This window comes from Alteromonas sp. ABH4_456, from assembly GCF_056160645.1.
In genome coordinates, this window is the sequence record NZ_JBSWXO010000001.1 from 602,463 (window position 1) to 622,394 (window position 19,932).

General features: G+C 47.5%; 20 protein-coding genes, 3 tRNA genes and 1 pseudogene. 4 read left to right on the forward strand and 20 right to left on the reverse strand.

What is annotated here, in order from left to right; genetic code table 11:
- The first annotated feature begins 352 nt into the window (after window positions 1–352).
- Both ACXAG2_RS02810 and ACXAG2_RS02815 read left to right on the forward strand, forming a co-directional pair.
- Window positions 353–1,204 (forward strand): recombinase family protein, encoded by an 852-nt coding sequence (locus ACXAG2_RS02810; RefSeq protein ID WP_474864379.1) that lies wholly within the window; start codon window positions 353–355, stop codon window positions 1,202–1,204.
- 33 nt (window positions 1,205–1,237) lie between these two features.
- A pseudogene (locus ACXAG2_RS02815) lies at window positions 1,238–2,281 on the forward strand (recombinase family protein); the annotation flags it as partial.
- A 519-nt stretch (window positions 2,282–2,800) separates the two neighbouring features.
- On the opposite strand, the gene ACXAG2_RS02820 reads toward ACXAG2_RS02815, so the two are convergent.
- The 16 genes from ACXAG2_RS02820 to aspS all read right to left on the reverse strand — a co-directional run bounded on the left by ACXAG2_RS02820 (window position 2,801) and on the right by aspS (window position 14,950).
- Window positions 2,801–2,891: transfer RNA gene (locus ACXAG2_RS02820), tRNA-Ser, on the reverse strand.
- Between the two features lie 99 nt (window positions 2,892–2,990).
- Window positions 2,991–4,052 carry a quinolinate synthase NadA gene (nadA, locus tag ACXAG2_RS02825; protein WP_119500822.1) on the reverse strand — a complete coding sequence of 354 codons (1,062 nt, stop codon included), beginning with the start codon at window positions 4,050–4,052 and terminating at the stop codon, window positions 2,991–2,993.
- A 229-nt stretch (window positions 4,053–4,281) separates the two neighbouring features.
- Window positions 4,282–4,357: transfer RNA gene (locus ACXAG2_RS02830), tRNA-Lys, on the reverse strand.
- 45 nt (window positions 4,358–4,402) lie between these two features.
- Window positions 4,403–4,478, reverse strand: a tRNA-Lys gene (locus ACXAG2_RS02835).
- A 505-nt stretch (window positions 4,479–4,983) separates the two neighbouring features.
- Entirely contained in the window at window positions 4,984–5,799 is an 816-nt protein-coding gene (ybgF, locus tag ACXAG2_RS02840; RefSeq protein WP_474864460.1) for a tol-pal system protein YbgF, read from the reverse strand.
- Window positions 5,800–5,821: 22 nt separating this feature from the next.
- Window positions 5,822–6,388, reverse strand: a complete 567-nt coding sequence (gene pal, locus ACXAG2_RS02845) for a peptidoglycan-associated lipoprotein Pal (protein ID WP_303574978.1) — start codon at window positions 6,386–6,388, stop codon at window positions 5,822–5,824.
- Between the two features lie 36 nt (window positions 6,389–6,424).
- Window positions 6,425–7,780 (reverse strand): Tol-Pal system beta propeller repeat protein TolB, encoded by a 1,356-nt coding sequence (tolB, locus tag ACXAG2_RS02850; protein WP_119503354.1) that lies wholly within the window; start codon window positions 7,778–7,780, stop codon window positions 6,425–6,427.
- A gap of 5 nt (window positions 7,781–7,785) precedes the next feature.
- Window positions 7,786–8,598, reverse strand: coding sequence for a cell envelope integrity protein TolA (gene tolA / locus ACXAG2_RS02855; protein ID WP_474844805.1), 813 nt, complete (start codon window positions 8,596–8,598; stop codon window positions 7,786–7,788).
- A 6-nt stretch (window positions 8,599–8,604) separates the two neighbouring features.
- Window positions 8,605–9,030, reverse strand: a complete 426-nt coding sequence (gene tolR, locus ACXAG2_RS02860) for a protein TolR (RefSeq protein WP_119500818.1) — start codon at window positions 9,028–9,030, stop codon at window positions 8,605–8,607.
- Between the two features lie 19 nt (window positions 9,031–9,049).
- Window positions 9,050–9,730 (reverse strand): protein TolQ, encoded by a 681-nt coding sequence (gene tolQ, locus ACXAG2_RS02865; RefSeq protein ID WP_349585487.1) that lies wholly within the window; start codon window positions 9,728–9,730, stop codon window positions 9,050–9,052.
- Window positions 9,720–10,127: a tol-pal system-associated acyl-CoA thioesterase gene (gene ybgC / locus ACXAG2_RS02870; RefSeq protein WP_119500816.1), complete on the reverse strand. Its 408-nt coding sequence runs from the start codon at window positions 10,125–10,127 to the stop codon at window positions 9,720–9,722. The genes tolQ and ybgC overlap by 11 nt, the downstream gene beginning before the upstream one ends.
- A gap of 434 nt (window positions 10,128–10,561) precedes the next feature.
- Window positions 10,562–11,566, reverse strand: a complete 1,005-nt coding sequence (gene ruvB / locus ACXAG2_RS02875; RefSeq protein ID WP_474864381.1) for a Holliday junction branch migration DNA helicase RuvB — start codon at window positions 11,564–11,566, stop codon at window positions 10,562–10,564.
- Window positions 11,567–11,578: 12 nt separating this feature from the next.
- On the reverse strand, window positions 11,579–12,196 hold the full coding sequence (ruvA, locus tag ACXAG2_RS02880; RefSeq protein WP_119500814.1) for a Holliday junction branch migration protein RuvA: 618 nt from the start codon (window positions 12,194–12,196) through the stop codon (window positions 11,579–11,581).
- Between the two features lie 31 nt (window positions 12,197–12,227).
- Window positions 12,228–12,746 (reverse strand): crossover junction endodeoxyribonuclease RuvC, encoded by a 519-nt coding sequence (ruvC, locus tag ACXAG2_RS02885; protein WP_119500813.1) that lies wholly within the window; start codon window positions 12,744–12,746, stop codon window positions 12,228–12,230.
- On the reverse strand, window positions 12,743–13,180 hold the full coding sequence (gene nudB, locus ACXAG2_RS02890) for a dihydroneopterin triphosphate diphosphatase (RefSeq protein ID WP_474844803.1): 438 nt from the start codon (window positions 13,178–13,180) through the stop codon (window positions 12,743–12,745). Before nudB ends, ruvC begins: the two co-directional genes overlap by 4 nt.
- Window positions 13,181–13,186: 6 nt before the next feature.
- Complete coding sequence (gene aspS / locus ACXAG2_RS02895) at window positions 13,187–14,950, reverse strand: aspartate--tRNA ligase (protein WP_474864383.1); 1,764 nt, start codon at window positions 14,948–14,950, stop codon at window positions 13,187–13,189.
- Between aspS and ACXAG2_RS02900 the strand changes: the two genes are divergently transcribed.
- Together ACXAG2_RS02900 and ACXAG2_RS02905 are read left to right on the forward strand one after the other, a co-directional pair.
- Complete coding sequence (locus ACXAG2_RS02900) at window positions 14,949–15,104, forward strand: hypothetical protein (RefSeq protein ID WP_161599126.1); 156 nt, start codon at window positions 14,949–14,951, stop codon at window positions 15,102–15,104. The genes aspS and ACXAG2_RS02900 overlap by 2 nt on opposite strands.
- 26 nt (window positions 15,105–15,130) lie before the next feature.
- Window positions 15,131–16,033, forward strand: a complete 903-nt coding sequence (locus ACXAG2_RS02905) for a DUF72 domain-containing protein (RefSeq protein ID WP_474864385.1) — start codon at window positions 15,131–15,133, stop codon at window positions 16,031–16,033.
- A 108-nt stretch (window positions 16,034–16,141) separates the two neighbouring features.
- Here the strand turns inward: ACXAG2_RS02905 and ACXAG2_RS02910 are convergent, their stop codons facing one another.
- From ACXAG2_RS02910 to ACXAG2_RS02925, 4 genes are all read right to left on the reverse strand, one after another.
- Window positions 16,142–17,482, reverse strand: a complete 1,341-nt coding sequence (locus ACXAG2_RS02910; RefSeq protein ID WP_119500809.1) for a sigma 54-interacting transcriptional regulator — start codon at window positions 17,480–17,482, stop codon at window positions 16,142–16,144.
- A complete protein-coding gene (locus ACXAG2_RS02915; protein WP_119500808.1) occupies window positions 17,479–18,072 on the reverse strand; it encodes a hypothetical protein in 594 nt (197 codons plus the stop codon). Before ACXAG2_RS02915 ends, ACXAG2_RS02910 begins: the two co-directional genes overlap by 4 nt.
- Entirely contained in the window at window positions 18,072–19,472 is a 1,401-nt protein-coding gene (locus ACXAG2_RS02920) for a sensor histidine kinase (protein ID WP_474864462.1), read from the reverse strand. Before ACXAG2_RS02920 ends, ACXAG2_RS02915 begins: the two co-directional genes overlap by 1 nt.
- A gap of 98 nt (window positions 19,473–19,570) precedes the next feature.
- The gene (locus ACXAG2_RS02925) at window positions 19,571–19,843 is read right to left on the reverse strand and encodes an EF-hand domain-containing protein (protein WP_474864387.1); all 273 of its coding nucleotides are present in this window, start codon (window positions 19,841–19,843) and stop codon (window positions 19,571–19,573) included.
- Between the last annotated feature and the right edge of the window lie 89 nt (window positions 19,844–19,932).

Here is a 19,932-nt window from a genome sequence, read left to right on the forward strand (position 1 = left end):
TCAAAAATATAGAGAGATATTAAAATATCTATTATTTCCAATACTATAAAAAGATATCAGGATTCTTTATTCCCGACTATTTTTTGGATTTGACAATTTAACAGTTGCTTATTATTTGTTCTCATATTGATTCGCTAACGGACGAGATAGAGATGAGAACCGTCAAAACAAAGAATACAACAGTTTCAATCAAGCCCCTCGATAAATCTGAAAGCACCCGTGTAATCAGAACCATCGCCAATATCATTGTGAAAAAGCTTTCATCATCAGATCAAGTAAAGTTTCTTCTTAAACAATCGGGAAACATCGACGGGGAAGTTAGCCGTAGAGTTAATTCAGAGAGGTAATAAAAATGATTACAAGAGCAGCGATATACATCAGAGTGCCTCCAAGCATGCAAGCATCTGAAAGCGACAACTTAAATGCGCAAAGAGCCAAGATACAGGATTATGCGCGAATACATAGTTATCAAATCGTCGCAGAGTATTACGATCTAGCAAAAAGCTCTGCCCAGATTTTACCGGGACTACAACAGTTGGAGATGGACTTATCTACTGAACGACGCAAAATTGACGTAGTCCTTATTTATAAGTTTTCAGGGTTTTCACAAGAAATTGAAAAAGCAGGAGATAGATGCAAAGCCTTTTTTAAAAAAGCATCTGGCTTGATATTTATTACTAAGGACATTTGGGCAACAGAACGTGCCCAGCATTTTTACAAAGCTACTATTGGATTAATGGCGGAGAACTATAGTAAGCAAAAGGGCCAAATTATTCGAAACCGATTACAAGAAATTGCCAAACAAGGATTCTATACAGGAGGGCGACCTCCATATGGCTACAAGTCAGTTGAAGTAATAATTCCTGAATCAGATAGACGAAGATTTAAACTCGAAATACATGATGAAGAAATTAACATTGTAAAATTGATATTCGATTTTGCGAGTCTTGGTTTAAACAGTAAATGGCTAGCCTCATATTTGAACAGCAATGAGGTTAGATATCGAAATGGTAATCTTTTTAACGTTAGGAAAATCAACCAAATTCTTAAAAACACTTGTTACAAAGGAGAGTATAGATTCAACAGTTACTCAGAAAACTCTAAAAAAATTGTAATTATTGTACCTGTTCCTAAAGCAGTTTCTACAGAAAATTTCGATCTTATTCAAAGAGATTTGAATGAAAATGATAAAACAGTCAACTAAAGGAGTAGATGAACAATGAAAATTAAAGCAGCAATGTATATAAGGGTGAGTTCAAGTAGACAAGCACAAGAGAGTGATAGCTTTGATGGGCAAAGACTGAGAATACAGGAGTACGCTGAAAAACATGGTTATCAAATCGTCGCAGAATATTGCGACACTGCCTCTGGCTTTAAAGAAGATGTAACACGTCCGGGTATGGAACAACTGATGAATGACGTAGCGTACGATCGTTTCAGTTTTGAAGTAGTACTTGTATACAAATTTTCAAGGTTTTCAAGAGTTGTAGATGATCAAGAGGCAAGAGTTAAATATCTTTTGAAAAGTGGAATACGCCTGATATCCATAACGGAGCCACTCCCTGAGTCAGCAAGTATTGCCAAAATTTTGAGAGTTATTTTTGGTGTAATGAATGAGAACAATAGTGAGCAAAACCGACAGATTGTTCGAGATAGGCTGGAAGAGACTGCTAAAAAAGGTTTCTATACAGGTGGGCGTGTACCTTATGGTTACAAGTCAGTCGAAGTTATAGACCCTAATGCTACCAAGCGAAGGTTTAAACTAGCGATAAATGAAGATGAAATTTCCATTGTAAGAACAATATTTTCTTTGGCTGATATTGGTCTAAATGGCAAGCCTATGGGCGTAAAGGCAATAGCCGCGCACTTGAACGATAAGGGAACTAAATATAGAAACGCTAAGCCCTTTAACCGTAACATTATAAATAGAATGCTCAGAAATACTTGTTATAAGGGCGAGTATAAATTCAAAAGTCATGTGGACGGTCCTGAATCAGACGCAATCATCGTTCCTGTGCCCAAGGCAATATCACCAGAGCGTTTTGATATAATTCAGAATGGGCTCGAAGAAAGGCAACTTAAAAATAGGGACACGAAGAGAAAGCGCTCAGCGCACCTGTTAACCGGTATGTTAAAATGCCCTTCGTGCAATGGACCAATGAACTACATGAGAGCTAAGAGCGGTAGTTATCACTACTATCGCTGCGCTAAGCAAGTTAGAGAGAGCGCTAACGCATGCAATGAGTCAAACATAAGGGAAGAAGTAGCTGACACTATAGTTAAAAATGAGATTATCCCATTAATATTTAAACGCGACTTTATTCGCAGTGTCTTGCAAGAAGTGCAGACTATGATCGCCGATATCAATAGAAAGAAAGGTCATAACAAATTACAACTCACTAGAAAGATTTCTGAGCGTAAAGCACAACTTCACACACTCTATGCAAGATTGACAGAAGCCGAATTTGAAGTTGACGAATATTTTAATACTTATAAAGAGTCATTAACGACAGAATTGAGAGCATTAGAAGCATCTTTGAATGAATACAATCAACTCACTTCTCTGCCTTTCTGGAACTTTGGAGAAAGACAAGCTGACCAGTTTGTAGAGCTGGTCGAGGAAGTCATAGTAAACGGCTCGACAGAAACACTTAAGTGTCTGCTACTGTCAGTGGTCGATGAAATAGTAATTCGAAAAGATGTTGTTACAGCAACCGGAAAGAGAATTGCTCTACTGAGTGAGGTCTCAAAAAAGCGAAAAGAGGGCCCTGAAAAACAGGTGCCCTCTTTCGGCACTATTTGGCGGAGAGAGAGGGATTCGAACCCTCGATACGCTATTAACGTATACACACTTTCCAGGCGTGCGCCTTCAGCCACTCAGCCATCTCTCCGGAATTGTCTGACGAAATTCATCAAAGCGCGCGTATAGTAGGGAAAGTCTCCCGCTGAATCAAGTACTCACCGGGAAAAAAACCTCAACTGCGCTTTTATTAAGCAGTTGCCAGCTTTTTCTGCTTCAGTTGTGCCGAAAAGTTGAGCATTCTGTCCAGCGGAATGAGGGCTTTGTGACGCAAAGCTTCATCCACATGGATTTCGTGATCATTCACACCCTCTGTCAGGCTGTTGTAGATGGCCTGTAAGCCGTTCATTGCCATCCACGGGCAGTGAGCACAACTTTTACAGGTTGCGCCGTTACCTGCCGTTGGAGCTTCAATAAACGTCTTCTCTGGCATCAGTTGTTGCATCTTATAGAAAATGCCTTTGTCTGTTGCCACAATAAACGTGTTGTTAGGCATATCCTGAGCGGCCTGAATCAGCTGACTTGTCGAACCGGCAGCATCCGCAAGATCAACAACACTGGCAGGTGATTCCGGATGCACAAGAATGGCTGCATCAGGGTACACTGCTTTCATATCACTCAGTTTCTGCGCTGAAAACTCGTCATGAACAATACACTCGCCCTGCCACATCAGCATATCAGCACCGGTTTTCTTCGCAATGTATGCACCCAGATGGCGATCAGGGCCCCAGATGATAGGTTTACCCTGCTCGTCCAGGTGCTCAACAATTTCCAGCGCAATACTGGATGTCACCACCCAGTCGGCTCTTGCTTTTACAGCAGCAGACGTATTGGCGTAAACAACCACTGTGTGATCAGGGTGCGCGTCACAGAAAGCACTGAATTCTTCCACCGGGCAACCGATATCCAGCGAACAGGTTGCTTCCAGGTTTGGCATCAGTACGGTTTTTTCAGGACTGAGAATTTTTGCTGTTTCACCCATGAAGCGGACACCGGCAACGATTAACGTTTGCTCAGTGGCATCACGGCCAAAGCGTGCCATCTCCAGAGAGTCCGCAACGCAACCACCGGTTTCCTCGGCCAGCGCCTGAATCTCGGGGTCAGTGTAATAGTGAGCTACCAGAACAGCATTACGATCACGCAGCAGTTGCTTGATCTGTTCCTTCAGTTCGGCCTTGCGCACATCAGTAAGCGGCGCAGGCTTGGCCGGGAACGGATAATCAACTTGATCGACTCTGAAAGCAATAGTCATAACAAATAGCCTGAATAATCGACAGTAGGGCGACGGATTATACCCGACTGTCATAAAAATTACATAGGGATACGCTATGAATAAAAGTGTTTGCTCGGATTAAAGCGCTATGACTTATAACAGTGCAATGCTTTTGCGGTTGATAAAGCTGATAACGGATCGGGATAATATCTAACAGGAAGTATTTAAGAATTTTAAGAGGTTCCGGATAACCGGAGCAAAGATAAGATGGTGGGTCGTGCTGGATTCGAACCAGCGACCAATTGATTAAAAGTCAACTGCTCTACCAACTGAGCTAACGACCCATCTTATGGTTACGGTGAAAAGCGACATTCTCACAGAGGAGAAAGTGGTGGGTCGTGCTGGATTCGAACCAGCGACCAATTGATTAAAAGTCAACTGCTCTACCAACTGAGCTAACGACCCTTTCGCCTTTCTGCGTCACCACTCTGTGGCAACGGCGGCATATAATACTCAGATTCTGAGGCAGTGCAACCTTAAATCCGGATTTATTTTCACTTTTCTCGTTTTTCTTGTTCAAACGGTCAAAATGAAATCAAATCGTACAGTATTCCCCCGCTTTTCGGAGAGTTATTTTGAATTTAACCCTGCCCGACAGATAAAAATGTAGCATCCGGACGCGAAATTGCAGTTGGATTTGCCTGAATTTTTTCTCATCTTTAAAAAAAATTTTGTGCAACTGCCGGATTATTCACCAACTTTCTCAAAATAATTTTAATTATTTTTGAGACGCCGGCAACAGATGGTTATTTTACGTTCTCAACGTCACACTTCGCAGACAAATTTGTAGTGAGGAATTTGGTTCAACACCGCTAACTTTTGTTTTTCCGTATAAAAAACAAGCTGGCGTATTTTACGCAGAATCTTGCGGGCAATAAAAAACCTCCCGGAGGAGGTTTTTTTAATCAGCTTATAATCCGGATAAACGGGACTGGGCAAGTTTGGTGGCTGATGAATCAGGATATTCATTGACCACTTGCTGAAACAGGCTTCTGGCCTGCCCTTTGTTGCCCTGTCTTTCTGCTATCACTCCAAGCTTAAGTAATGCGTCAGGTCGTTTGGGAGAGTCTGAGAAGCGATCAATAACAATATTGAACTGTTCAGATGCATCAGACCACTTTTGCTGATTAAACAGCAACTGCCCTAACCAATAATGCGCGTTGGGCGCGTATTCACTGTTTGGATAAGATGACAGGAAAGACTGAAAAGCCGGAATGGCTTTGTCGTATTCTCTGGATTTCAGGATCAGATTGACTGCAGCGTCATAGGCATCACTCTCGCTTTCTGCGCTGGCCGGTGCCGGTGACTTAGGTTTCGACGGTGTTGGCTGAGACGGCGCAGGTGATGAATAATCAGAAGCTGAACCGGATGCACTGCCCACACCAGCCTGCTTTAACGCTTCAACACGCTTGTCAATTTCCAGATACAACTCGCGTTGGCGCTCAAGCACTTTCTCAAGTTGATTGGTGTGCACTTCTACAGCCCCGCGCAACTCGTCAATTTCACCCTGCATGGTGTCGAGTTGTTGCTGTAAACGGTGCTGCATTTGCGTGCGACTGTCTACCATTCGCTCCAGTACAGTGATGCGTTGCTCTAACGTGCTGGAGGAATTGCCTGAATTAGCCGTTTGCTGCGAGCTGCTGTTACCGACATCATAAACAGGTGCCTGAGCTTGCGCTGCGGCTGAAATACAAAGGGCGGCACACATGGTGACGCCCTGAATCATTGGTTTAACCAAAGCTTAACCCTTATTGGTAAACTACGATACCACGACGGTTTTGTGCCATCGCGTATTCAGTTGACCCCATAACTGCTGGCTTCTCTTCACCGTAAGAAACAGTAGAGATTTGGCTACTGCTTACACCTGCGTTCATCAGGTAAGTTTCAACAGCTTGTGCACGACGTTCACCAAGAGCAATGTTGTACTCTGGTGTACCGCGCTGGTCAGTGTGGCCTTCGATAACCACGTTTTGATCCGGGTTGTTTACCAGGAACTCAGCGTGTTTATCCAGTAAAGCCTGGAATTCTGCTTTAATCGTTGCACGGTCGAAATCAAAGTAAACGGTTTGCTCTTTTTTCAGCGCCGCTTTCTGCTCTTCAACCATTTCCTGCTGACGTTGCATGCGGGTAGCAGCTTCTGCCTGTACACGCGCCTGTTCAGCTTCACGAGCCTGACGTTCCGCTTCTGCCTGCTCCTGGGCAACACGGTTACGTTCAGCGGCCAGTTCTTCTTCAGACGGGCCGGAAGAACAAGCCATCATAGTCACCACTGGCAAGGCAATAATGAAGCTTTTCATCACTTTATTCATTTGCATCCTCTTAATCCTTATATTTATTTGTGTATATCTGTTTTAAAACAAAAATGGTGACCAACTCGGCGACTTCACTTGTCCATTTGTGGCTGGTAACCTGGCCTTAAAGCGCCCGTCTAAAGACACCAGAGATAAAACCTGTGTGCCATTGTGAAGGGTACTGTAAATAATCATGCTTCCATTCGGCGCAATACTCGGAGACTCGTCCAGAAAGGTCTTCGTCAGTACTTGTATTCCGCCATTTTCCAATCCAAGTTTAGCGATACGGTAATCACCCCGTGTGCGATTTACCAATACCATTTGTTTACCGTCAGGTGTAATGGTACCGCCAAGATTCTGTTCGCCTTCAAATGTAAGGCGTCTAACCTTACGAGAAGATAAATTTACGCTATAAATCTGAGGTTTACCACCCCGTTCCGAGCTAAATGTTAAGCTCTTGCCATCCGGTGTCCAGGCCGGCTCCGTATCGATGGCACGATTTCGCGTAATGCGCTGTAAATTTTTCGTCGCAATATCCATCACATAGATTTCCGGATTGCCATCTTTTGACAACACCATTGCCAGACTTTTACCATCCGGCGAGAAAACCGGGCTGCTGTTGATGCCGGGGAAATCCGTCATCTTTGTGCGCGCCATGGTGTAAATATCCTGGATAAAAATCTGCGGACGTTTATTCTCGAAACTGACATAAGCCAGTTTCTCACCGTCAGGAGACCATGATGGTGACATTAACGGCTCAGGTGAAGACAATAATCTCGTCTCATTTTCACCATCATAATCCGAAATAACCAGCTGGTACGGCAGCTTTTCTTTATTTCTGTCACGCACCACAACATACGCTAAACGGGTGAGGAACGCACCGCGTTCACCTGTCAATTTTTCGTAAACCACATCACTGATGCGGTGAGCGTACTGACGAAAATCCGCAGAGCCGATTACCGACTGGCGGGCATCAATCACATGATCGGCACTGTCAACCAGTTTGCCATTGCTCATACCCTGACTTTTGCCGCCGGTAACCTGACCACGCAACACATCAATCAGCTCAAACGATACTCTGTATCTGTCAGCCCCTTCCGGCGCCACGCTGCCCACGACAATGGTGTCCACACCGGTAGCCGCCCAGGCACTGTAATTAACCTGCTTATCGGTTGCCGGCTGCTGTGGCATTTTTGCAACGGCAATCGGGTTAAACTTGCCACTGCGCATTAAATCTGCCATAACCACTTCGGAGATGTTCTCCGGCATCTGGCCGGCTCCTTCCCATTTAAACGGGACAACACCTATCGGGCGCGCACTGTCTACCCCTTCAGTGATCACTATTTCCAATGCTGCCTTTGCCATACCACTAGCGCTTAGTATGACAAGACCTAATAACATCCTGATTTTTTTCATCGTCACTACAGTCTCACCGTTATGTTTATATCTCTTATTTGTTCGTACACGGCCGGATCATCCGACATAGGCAACTTATCCGGCCGGCGCACGGCTGCTTCTGCTGCACGGCATAACGCATCATCACCACCCAGGCGTTTAACCTGAGTCACGTAACCTGACGTTGCAAGGCGAATGTTCAGACGACATTCTTTACCCTTAAAGCTGTCATCTGCATACAGGAAGCTTTGCACCTTAGAGGTTATCAACGCCCGGTAGCGATCAACTTCAGACATCACCTGTTTCCGGCGACGCTGAGCCTGAGCTGCGCGTTCAGCTTCGGCTTTCTCCTGCAAAATCCTTTCCTGTTCTGCTTTTTCACGGGCTTCTTTTGCTTTTCTTTCCGCGTCGGCTTTTTCCTGAGCCTCCCGCTGCTTACGTTCTTTCTCCTTTTGCGCAGCAATACGCTTAAGTTCCTGCTGCTTTTGACGCTCAGCTTCTTCGCGGCGCTTCTTATCTGCCGCTTTCTTTTCAGCTGCCTGTCTGGCCGCCTGCTCTTCTTTCCGCTTGCGCTCCTGAGCGGCTGCTTCTCTGGCTTTGCGCTGACGGGCATCGGCTTCCGCCTGAGCCTTCTCAGCTGCAGCCTCTTCAGCACGTTTCTTATCGGCAATGGCCTGCGCGTCGATGAATGTTGCCTGAATGACAGGCGCATCACTGTTGCTTACAGGCTCGAAAGGATCGGGCGAAAAACTGACGCTAATTAGCAACACTACAGCAATCGCCACGTGAACGCCAATGGCTTTAGCTAATGCCTGCTGATTAGAATTTAATTTACGCATACTTTTTTATGATTCGTCCACCGGGTCTGTCATCAATCCCACTGACGGCACCCCTGCTTTTTGCAGCAAGACCATCAACTGAATCACTTCGTTATATGCAACCTGTCCGTCCCCTTTCACCACCACCGGCGTTTGCGGTTCAGACTTTAATTTTTCGGCCACCAGTGCAGTGAGCTCCTGCGTACCCAGCGGGGTTTCCTGGTCGTTGCCAACGTTCAGGTAATAGTTACCCTGTACGTCCACCGAAGCGATGAGCGGCGGTGTATCTTCCTGCTCAATCGGCTGGGCGCTGGCTTTCGGCAATTCCACCTTCACGCCCTGGGAAATAAGCGGCGCGGTAACCATAAAAATGATCAGCAGTACCAGCATCACGTCGATATAAGGCACCACGTTAATTTCGGATACCGGACGACGCCGTTTACGAATGTACATAATCAGTCTCCGGACATCGTTACTGTGGCTGTGCCGTCATCGCCTGACGGTGCAATATGGCAGAAAATTCTTCCATGAAATTCCCGTAGCTGTTCTCCAGTTTCTCAACTTTATGGCTGAAGCGGTTGTAAGCGATAACTGCCGGAATAGCAGCAAAAAGACCGATAGCGGTTGCAATAAGGGCTTCTGCAATACCCGGCGCCACCATAGCCAGTGTGGCCTGCTGCACTTCACCCAGAGCAATAAATGCATTCATGATGCCCCATACCGTACCGAACAGACCGATGTAAGGACTGATAGAGCCGGCAGTCGCCAGAAAGGGCAAACGGCTTTCCAGCTCTTCCACCTGACGGGACATAGATACACGCATTGCACGGTAGGTACCGTCGACAATGCCGTTCACTGCATTGTTACCTTTGCGCAGACGCACAAATTCTTTAAAACCGGCGCAGAAAATATTGGCCATCCCTGTTACATCAGAACGGGCGGATAATTCCTGATAAAGACGGTTGAGATCTGCGCCTGACCAGAATTTGTCTTCAAACTGGCGCATTTCTTTATCTGCTGCATTCAATGCTTTGGTACGCTGAAAAATAAACGTCCATGAAGCCACTGACACACTGAGAAGCAACAACATAATAAGCTGAACAACAAAACTGGCCTGAAGAAACAGACCGATAAAGGTTAAATCAGATTCCACTAGCTAAATCCCCTGATAAAGTGGCTGGTAATTTCCGTGGCTTCATTGCCACAGGGTCTACACATGCAATTTTTATGTCCGCCGACACTAAACAGTTGTCTTGCGGATCTTTTATTTCTTGTCTGAAAGTCAAACTTGCGCCCTTCAATTCTACAATTTGCGATTCAATACTCAACAATTGATTAAATCTGGCCGGCGCATGGTTATGCATTTCAACCCGTTTGACGACAAAGGCTATGGATTGTTCCATCAACTTGTCCTGTTCGTAGCCCAGCGATCTCAACCACTCGGTTCTGGCCCGCTCCATGAACTTCAGATAATTCGCATAATACACAATACCGCCGGCATCTGTGTCTTCGTAATAAACCCGCACCGGCATGGTATGTTTTGCAGACATGCAATACTCCACTTTTAAAAATGTAATGAAAACGTCATAAAGAAAAACTTACTAGGGAACTCACCAAATGGTCCATTTATGCCGTTGAAACGCTTTATTTCTGCGGTAAAAACAAATCCCAAGGCAAGCCATTAACAGCAACTTAACACATTAGTTTTTCTAATAGAAAAAAATAATTTTCCTCAATTGTCAGGTTCAGAAACTACTCTATAATGCGCCCATCTGTCGAACAGAGTGAAGCGGTTCTGGAACGGTTTCACACGAGTTTTCTCCTGATTGACATGAGTTCCCTGGATTTATTTCCTTCAACACTTGTTGTTTTAGCCCGTTCAATTTGAGCGGGCTTTTTTTATGCCCGAAAGAAAATATCATAAATAGCAGCAGAAAGAAGAAATGGCCGGCCAATGAATCACTGACCGGCAACAAAGGATATTTTAGCTTTTTGGTTCAAATCCGAAATGCAGGTAAGCCCGCTGAGACACAATACGGCCTCTCGGAGTGCGCTGAAGGAACCCCTGCTGAATAAGAAACGGCTCAATAACGTCTTCGATGGTTTCCTTTTCTTCCCCGATTGCGGCTGCCAGATTATCAAGCCCCACCGGACCTCCGTCGAATTTATCGATAATGGCCGTCAGCAGTTTTCTGTCCATGTAATCAAAGCCTTCTTTATCCACATCCAGCATATCCAGCGCTTTCGCTGCAATGTCTGCATGTACTTTTCCGTCGGCTTTAATTTCTGCATAGTCTCTGACACGGCGAAGCAAACGGTTTGCGATCCGCGGCGTACCACGGGAGCGCCGCGCTACTTCCTCAGCACCGGCGGCATCCATATCCAGATTCAGATAACTGGCGCTGCGCTGAATAATGGTGGTGAGATCTTTGATATTGTAAAACTCAAGACGTTGCACAATACCGAAACGGTCACGCAGAGGCGAAGTCAGAGAGCCGGCACGGGTGGTTGCCCCCACCAGCGTGAACGGTGGTAAATCCAGTTTAATAGAGCGGGCAGCCGGGCCTTCACCTATCATGATATCAAGCTGATAGTCTTCCATAGCCGGATACAGGATTTCTTCTACCACAGGGCTCAGACGATGTATTTCATCAATAAATAGCACATCGTTTTTTTCGAGGTTAGTCAGCAGTGCCGCTAAATCGCCCGCTTTTTCAAGTACCGGGCCGGAGGTGGTTTTGATGTTCACGCCCATCTCATTGGCCACGATGTTTGCCAGGGTGGTTTTCCCCAACCCAGGTGGACCAAAAATCAACAGATGATCCAGCGCATCTTCGCGGTTGCGGGCAGCCTGAATAAAAATTTCCATCTGCTCACACACATGGGGCTGACCCGTGTAGTCAGACAGCATTTTTGGCCGAATGGCGCGGTCGATAACTTCATCTTCGGTGGTGGCAGCCGGCGCTATGAGTCTGTCTGCTTCAATCATCACTTATTCCCGTTAAATCGCAGCTTTCAAAGCTTCGCGGATAAGATTTTCACTGTTCATGCCATCCTGATAAACCGAAGTAACCAGTTTATTTGCCTGAACCGGCTTGTAACCCAATGCCACCAGCGCGCTCTGCGCTTCTTCTTTCGCATCATTCACCGGAACAATCGTATCAGCCGCTTTATTTTCCATATCAAACGGAATGTCCACTGCCTGCTGCTTACCGAATTTGGCCAGCCGGTCTTTCAGTTCAACCACCAGACGCTCAGCGGTTTTCCTGCCAATACCAGGCAAACTGACCAGTGCGCTCACATCTTCATTCTGCACGCTGATAAGAAATTGTCCGGCCGACATGCCTGACAGGATAGTCAGGCCTAATTTTGGTCCCACGCCATTAGCTTTGATGAGTTCGCGGAACAAACCCCGCTCCATTTTATCGGCAAAGCCAAATAAAAGCTGGGCGTCTTCACGCACAACAAAGTGGGTATAAACGGCTACGTTTTCGCCGACAGCAGGCAACTGATAAAAACTGGTCATCGGCATTTGAATTTCATAACCAATACCATTCACATCTATCAGCACTTCAGGGGGCTGCTTTTCTAATAATCGCCCTTCAATTCTTCCAATCATTTATTTGATAACCAATTTAGACAGGTACTTTTCAGCGTAGGCGGCGACGGACGGTTTTACTGGCCTGTCCCGCCATGTTAATCAGACTTTGTTCCGTGTGTGCATGGCACAGAGCTACAGCAAGGGCATCGGCAGCATCGGCCTGAGGCGTTCCCGGCAAATTAAGCAAATGTTTAACCATATGCTGTACCTGGGTTTTCTCCGCACTACCCTTTCCGACAACAGCCTGTTTGATTTGTCTCGCCGAATATTCAGCCACCGGCAATTCAGACTGCGTAGCCGCCACAATGGCAGCCCCTCTTGCCTGCCCGAGCTTCAATGCAGAATCCGGGTTTTTCGCCATAAAAACCTGCTCTATGGCAAATTGCTGCGGCGTGAATTCTCGTATTACTTCACCCACACCGGCAAATATCTGCGCCAGCCGGTCAGCCATAACATCGCTTTTGACACGGATACACCCACTTCCCAGATAAACAATTTTGCCCTGTTTTCTGGCAATCACACCATACCCTGTTACACGTGAACCTGGATCTATACCCAGTATAATCATCTTCGGCACTCCGGCACAAATGCTTCTACTGCATCACGGTTTGAAGGCGACCATAATTTAGCCAGGGCATCAGGTTTGTCCAGCCATTCAAACGCCAGATGCTCAGTTAGCACAAGCTCACTGGCCGAAGAGACACAGGCACTGAAGACATGCTCAGTATTAAAACGGGTACCCTGCGGGTAACGGTGCAGCCAGCGCCGGCGGATTTCGTAGCGGTTAATATGAGAGCAGTCATTAAGCTGCAAGGGAGTCAGAACGATGCCTGTTTCTTCGGCGACTTCTCTGACAGCAGTTTCTGCAGGAAGCTCACCGGCTTCGACAGTCCCTGTTACAGACTGCCAGAATGAAGGGTCATCGTTGCGTTGTAGTAACAATATGCGGTGGTGCTCATCATAGAGCACCACCAGCACAGATTCCGGTCGCTTTAACGCCATCCGGAATTATTCAGCGTCTTTCTTAACAGTCGCAATGGCCAGTTCCGCCAGCGCTGCCGGATTCGCAGGGCCCGGTGCATCTGTCAGCGGGCATGCAGCCGTGGTGGTTTTCGGGAATGCCATTACGTCGCGAATTGACGTTGCACCGGTCATCAGCATCACCAGACGATCCAGACCGAAAGCGAGACCAGCATGGGGCGGCGCGCCAAACTGCAGAGCTTCTAACAGGAAGCCAAACTTGTTCTGCGCTTCTTCTTCGTCGATACCCAGAATACTGAATACCGCAGACTGCATGTCCTGATTGTGAATACGCACAGAACCACCGCCCAGTTCCACACCGTTCAGTACCATGTCGTAGGCATCAGAAATCGCTTCAGCCGGGTTCGCTTTGAGCTCTTCAGCGGTCAGGCCGCGGGGTGCCGTGAACGGATGGTGACACGCAAACAGCGCGCCGTCCGCTTCTTCAAACATAGGGAAGTCAACAACCCACAGAGGTTTCCAGTCACCTTCCAGCAACTCGAAATCTTCACCCAGCTTCAGACGCAGTGCACCCATAGCTTCAGTTACTACGTTTTTGCTGTCCGCACCGAATAACAGAATGTCGCCAGCCTGTGCGCCGGTACGCTGTAACAGCGCATCAGTAATGTCTTCAGACAGGAATTTCAGAATGGGTGATTGCAGACCTTCCTGACCAGGCTTGTCTTCATTCACTTTCATCCATGCCAGACCTTTAGCACCATAGATGCCGACGAATTTGGTGTATTCGTCAATCTGCTTACGGGACAGGCTGGCACCGCCTGGCACACGGATAACCGCCACACGACCTTTCGGATCGTTAGCCGGACCGGAGAATACTTTAAACTCTACGTTAGCCAGCAAATCAGCCACATCTACCAGTTCCAACGGGTTACGTAAGTCAGGCTTATCACTACCGAAACGCTGCATCGCTTCTGCGTATGTCATACGGGGGAATTCACCCAGATCGACATTCAGCATTTTCAGGAACAAGTCACGGATCATGCCTTCGGTGATAGACATTACGCCATCAGCATCAAGGAAGGTGGTTTCCAAATCGATTTGAGTGAATTCTGGCTGACGATCAGCACGTAAGTCTTCGTCACGGAAACATTTTACGATTTGGTAATAACGGTCCATACCCGACATCATCAGCAACTGTTTAAAAAGCTGAGGTGACTGTGGCAGTGCAAAGAATTCGCCTTTGTGAGTCCTGCTGGGTACCAGATAGTCACGGGCACCTTCCGGCGTAGCTTTCGTCAGAATCGGGGTTTCGATATCCAGGAAACCTTCTTCTTCCAGATATCGGCGTACTGCACCGGTAACACGGGCACGAAACTTCAGGCGGTCGCTCATTACCGGACGACGCAGGTCGAGGTAACGATAGCGCAGACGTTGTTCTTCAGAGTTTTCCTGGTTCCAGTCCAGCGGCAATACCGCAGACTTATTGATGATTTCCAGGCCAGTGCCCAGAATTTCAATTTCACCGGTACGCATTTGTTTGTTGATCTGACCTTCAGGGCGGGCACGCACTTTACCGGTCAGCTTCACGCAGAATTCATTACGCAGTTTATTGGCTACGTCCAGTACTTCCGGTAAATCGGGATCGAATACCACCTGCACGATGCCTTCGCGGTCACGAAGATCGATGAAAATAACGCCGCCTAAATCACGACGCTTGTTAACCCAACCACAAAGTGTGACTTCCTGGCCGGCGTAAGATGAATCAATATTCCCACAGTAATCTGTGCGCATGGTCCCTGAACCTCTGGTAATGTGTTGTCTGCCTGGCGATGCTGACTTGCAAGGCATTGCGGTCAGTGCTTCAATGCAGCCGGACGGTGACTTGTCTCAGTCAGGCAACTATCCGGTTAAGCCTCAGACTTTAGATAAAAATAAGGTCGCATAGTATAAACAAATGCATCGTAAAGCCCAATGACTAAAAGCGATTTCCACAGCCAACTGAACAATTCTCTGCCACCTGTGTACATTGGTGTGCCTCAGTGGCAACACAGCCGCTGGCCGGGGGACTGGTTTAACGATGCCGGAGCACGAAAAAATGCCCTCGGATATTATGCAAAGCAGATGAATTCAGTGGAAGGCAACACCACCTTCTATGCCCTGCCCTCACCGGACACTGTGGCACGGTGGATTGAGCAGACCCCGCAGACCTTCCGCTTTACGTTTAAAGTCCACCAGACCATCACTCACAGTGGCGGACCGGACCCGAACCACCCTGATATTGAAAAGCAGTTGTCGCTGCTGGCCCCGCTGAAAGAACGGCTGGGCATGCTGATGTTGCAACTGCCCGCCAGCACCGGCCCTGACAGTTTACAGGCCATTTCCGCCATGTTGCAGCAATTTCCGGCAGACATACCTCTTGCCGTTGAAGTACGTCATCCGGCATTTTTTGATAAAGGCGGCGCGGAACAACAATTTAACCGCATGCTCATAGAACAGAAGGTAAACAGGGTCATTATGGATACGCGGGGATTATTCGCCGGTCCGTCTGACAGCGAACTGACCACAGAAGTACGGATGAAAAAGCCCAGACTGCCGGTGAATGTGATTGCGACATCCACGGCACCGGTTGTGCGCTTTGTGGGTGGCAATGACGATGCCGCCAATACTCGCTGCTTACAGCCCTGGATAGGAAAATGCCATCAGTGGCGGCTTGAAGGCCGCACACCATACATGTTCTTTCATAAACCGGAAAATGGCGATGCGCCCTGGCTGGCAGCAGAATTTATCGACAGTTACAACGTCTGCTATCCTGATGCAGCATTGCCTGCTCTGACTTTCGCACCACCATCTGCTGAGCAAACTTCTTTGTTTTGAAAGATTAAGAACCGGGTTGTAGAGAGGAAATAAATATCCGCACTCTGCTCATTTAACAGAGTGCGGCGGGGCATTATCAGAAAATAATGTTGGTGAAGTTACCGGCTTCTAGCGGAAATCACCGGCATCAAGCTCATGTTTTTTCATCAGCTTGTGCATATCGGTACGGTTACGACCGGCCAGCTCGGCTGCACGGGTCACGTTGCCATCGGTCATTTTCAATAATTTGTGCAGATACTTCTGTTCAAATGCATCACGGGCTTCGGTCAGTGTTGGCCAGCTCTGGCGGGTAGCCGACAGCGCCTGTTGCACCAGATGCAGCGGGATCACCGGCGTTTGTGTCAGCGCCACACATTGCTCAACCACGTTAACCAGTTGCCGCACGTTACCGGGCCATTCTGATTTCACCAGTAGCTGCATGGCATCATCAGAAAACTGCGTCACATTCACACCGTGACGCTGACCGCTTTGCTGAAGCAATGTACGGGCGAGCAACGGAATGTCTTCACTGCGCTCTTTCAGGGAAGGTAGTTTCAGATTCACCACGTTAAGACGATAGTACAAATCTTCACGGAAGCTGCCCTCTTCCATTTCTTTATGCAAATCTTTGTGTGTTGCAGAAATAATACGTACGTCGATGTCTACGTGTTTAGCACTGCCCACAGGCCGGATTTGACGTTCCTGCAAAGCACGCAGCAATTTGACCTGTAACGTCATTGGCATGTCGCCAATTTCATCAAGGAACAAGGTACCGCCATCCGCTTCACGGAACAAACCGGGATTTGCATGCACCGCACCGGTAAAGGCGCCTTTTGCATGACCAAACAATTCTGACTCCAGCAGGTTTTCCGGCAATGCACCACAGTTAATGGCAATAAACGGCTTGTCACGACGGTTACTGGCACGATGAATAGCATTCGCCAGCAGTTCTTTACCGGTACCGCTGGCACCACTGATAAGCACACTCACTTCACGCTGGGCAATACGGAAAGCCTGGTCCATCACACTGGTCATTTCCGGTGCACGGGTGATGATATCTTTGCACCACTCTTCCGGCTGAACAGATAACGACTGACTCAGGGCTTTTTGCAATAACTTGCGTAATTCATCGTGATCCACCGGCTTAGGCAAAAAGCCGAACACACCACGCTGGGTTGCCGCAACGGCGTCAGAAATCGTACCGTGGGCTGTCATCAATATCACAGGAATATCCTTACGGACCCCCATGATTTCTTCAAATAAGCTCAGACCATCAAGGCCCGGCATACGTAAATCAGACAACACCACGTCGTAGTCATCACTACGAATTTTGCGTAATGCCGCCTGACCATCTTCCACCGCCGTGACCTGATATCCTTCGCCTTCAAGGCGAATGGTCAGCAGGCGAAGTAAACTTTTATCGTCGTCAACGAGCAATAATCTGGCGTTTCGCGCTCCGGATTCATTCATCGCTGCGTACTCCTGTTTTTATCCATCAGCGTTGCTTCAACTTTAAGCAACTCTTCCATCTTCTTTGTTTGTGATTCCAGTTCTTTTTCAAGCATCTGCAACTGCTTTTCTTTATCGGTGTTCACGCGGTTTAAGATCACCATTGCCGATTCAAGCTCAAGCATTTCATCGTTGGGGGCATTAACAATAGTGGCCACCACGGTTTGCATATCCGGCGTCAGCTTATCCTTCACTTCAGTCAGCCAGTGCCGGGCACGAAGGCGACTCTGATAAGGGGTGTCTACAGGCAGTGATAAAATGATTTTTTTAATTTTATCCTCTGTGGAATCGGACAACCCGGCGATGGCATCTCTGCGCACAGGCCAGCGGGTATTGTCGGCCTGAACCCACAGGTTCACCCAATAGAGCAAATCGCACTGGTGCTCAAAAGATTCTGTGTCTTTTTCTACCAGACAAAGGGAATCACTCTCCACCAGTTGCGGTGCGACCGTGTTTTCCTCGACCGGAATAACTGGTGCAGACTCATTCCCTTCTATCGCTGCACATCCACCCAGCATGGCGGCCAGTGGCAGCAATAATTTGATTTTCATTAACGTTTTTCCTTCTGCGGAATGCTTACTCTAAAACAGACATCGGCATAATCTACATCAACAACAGACACATCGCCGTGCATCAAACGGGCACAGTCTGAAACAATGGACAGGCCCAAACCCGTACCAATGACATTGTCGTTTCTTGGATCGTCACCCCGGGTAAACGGTTCAAAAAGTTTACCCACTTTTTCCGGCGGAATCTTTTTCCCCCGGTTAGCTACATCAAGTACTGCTACCTCCTCCTGTTGATAAATTCTGACGGAAATAGGTCTGCCTATTGCACCGTGTGCCACAGCATTCGATACCAGATTATCAAGTATACGACGATACAACTCCTCGTCGACACTAATGGTTTCTACTGTTACATCCACAGTAACCTCACGGTCCTGCAGTGCCAGGGCGTAATCTTCGATACAATCTCTGACCGAATCCTGCGGATTGATGTCCGTAAATTTGGGTTCAGCCTGCTGCAGAAGCAGGTTGTAATCCAGCAGCTTTTCTACCAGCGTATTCAGGCGCTGGGTACTGGAACTGAGCAAAGACAGTACTTCAACCTGCTGGGGATTCAGCTCACCGACAACATTCTCAGAAAGCAAACTACACCCTTCTTTAATGCTTGCCAGCGGCGTTTTAAGTTCGTGGGCGGCATGTCGCAAAAGCGCAGTGCGGATATGTTCAAGCTGCTGTAAACGTTCCGCCAGCCAATGAAGATCTCTTTCTACCCCAATTAATTCGTAGGGCGCCTTCGTAGACAATGGCGGCAGCTCACCACGCTGATGGGCGAGGATCTGAATGATTTGCTTGAGCTTGCGCACCGGATTCACAATCAACTGGCTGCCGAGCAAAATCAGCAACAATGACACACTGACCAGCAGCGCCGTCGACCATGCCTGCTTGGCCTGCATATCAGTCATGTCTTCCTGCTGCACAGCCAGACGGGTTTGAATAGCCTTGTCCACGTCTTTACGGATGGCTGTAACACCGTTACTTAATGAAGCGAGATACGCATTCAGTAAAAGCTGATCGTTAATAGTGCGGAAATTTCGTAATTGCTCAATTTGCTTTTTCAGCAGCCCGCAATTTTCACTCGCCGGAACGATACCGCAGAGCTTGCTTTGCGCGCTGGCAAACTGAGCAATTGCATTGTCAGTTAAATCAGCGACGGTGGCGTTCTCGATAATGGCGTACTGACGGAGGGTACGTTCCAGATCGATGGCAGCACCGTCCAGATTTTGCAGGTAACCCACGACCGTCACGACGAAACGTGTCTCTTTGGTGGTCATCCTGCTGACTTTGGCAAGATCGCTCTGGCTTTGCCAAAGCAGTGCTATAAGGGGAACCAGCGCAAGTAAGAAACTACCTAACGTAAGTTGTCTGAGGGAACCAACTCGCAAAATTCGATCACTAAATAAAGTCCGGTTTTTCAGGATCGCATACCCCTTTCAATGCCGCAATAGATGATGGCACCAAATACCCTGTGCCATCGTTAAAAAGATTATTTAGCAGATGCGCGCATGCCGAGTAATTCTACTTCCTCACTGGCTTTCAGTTCATCAATGCTCAACTGACCATCTGCATTATCGTCAATGCGACTGAAAAGACGTAACAAACGGGTGTCAGCAACAGCCTCTTTAAGGGAGATATAACCGTCCTGATCTTCATCCAGTTCAGACATCCATGCTTCACCGGCATTGGCCTCTGCAACAGCGACAGCCTGAACAGCAATAATGGTAAATAACAATAAAAATACTTTCTCAATTCGCTTCATAACAACCTCCTGTGCTCGCGGGCTCCTGTGCTCGCGGGTTGTGAGCGGATGTAAAGGACTGAGACCCGTCCGGTTATACAGAAGCTCAC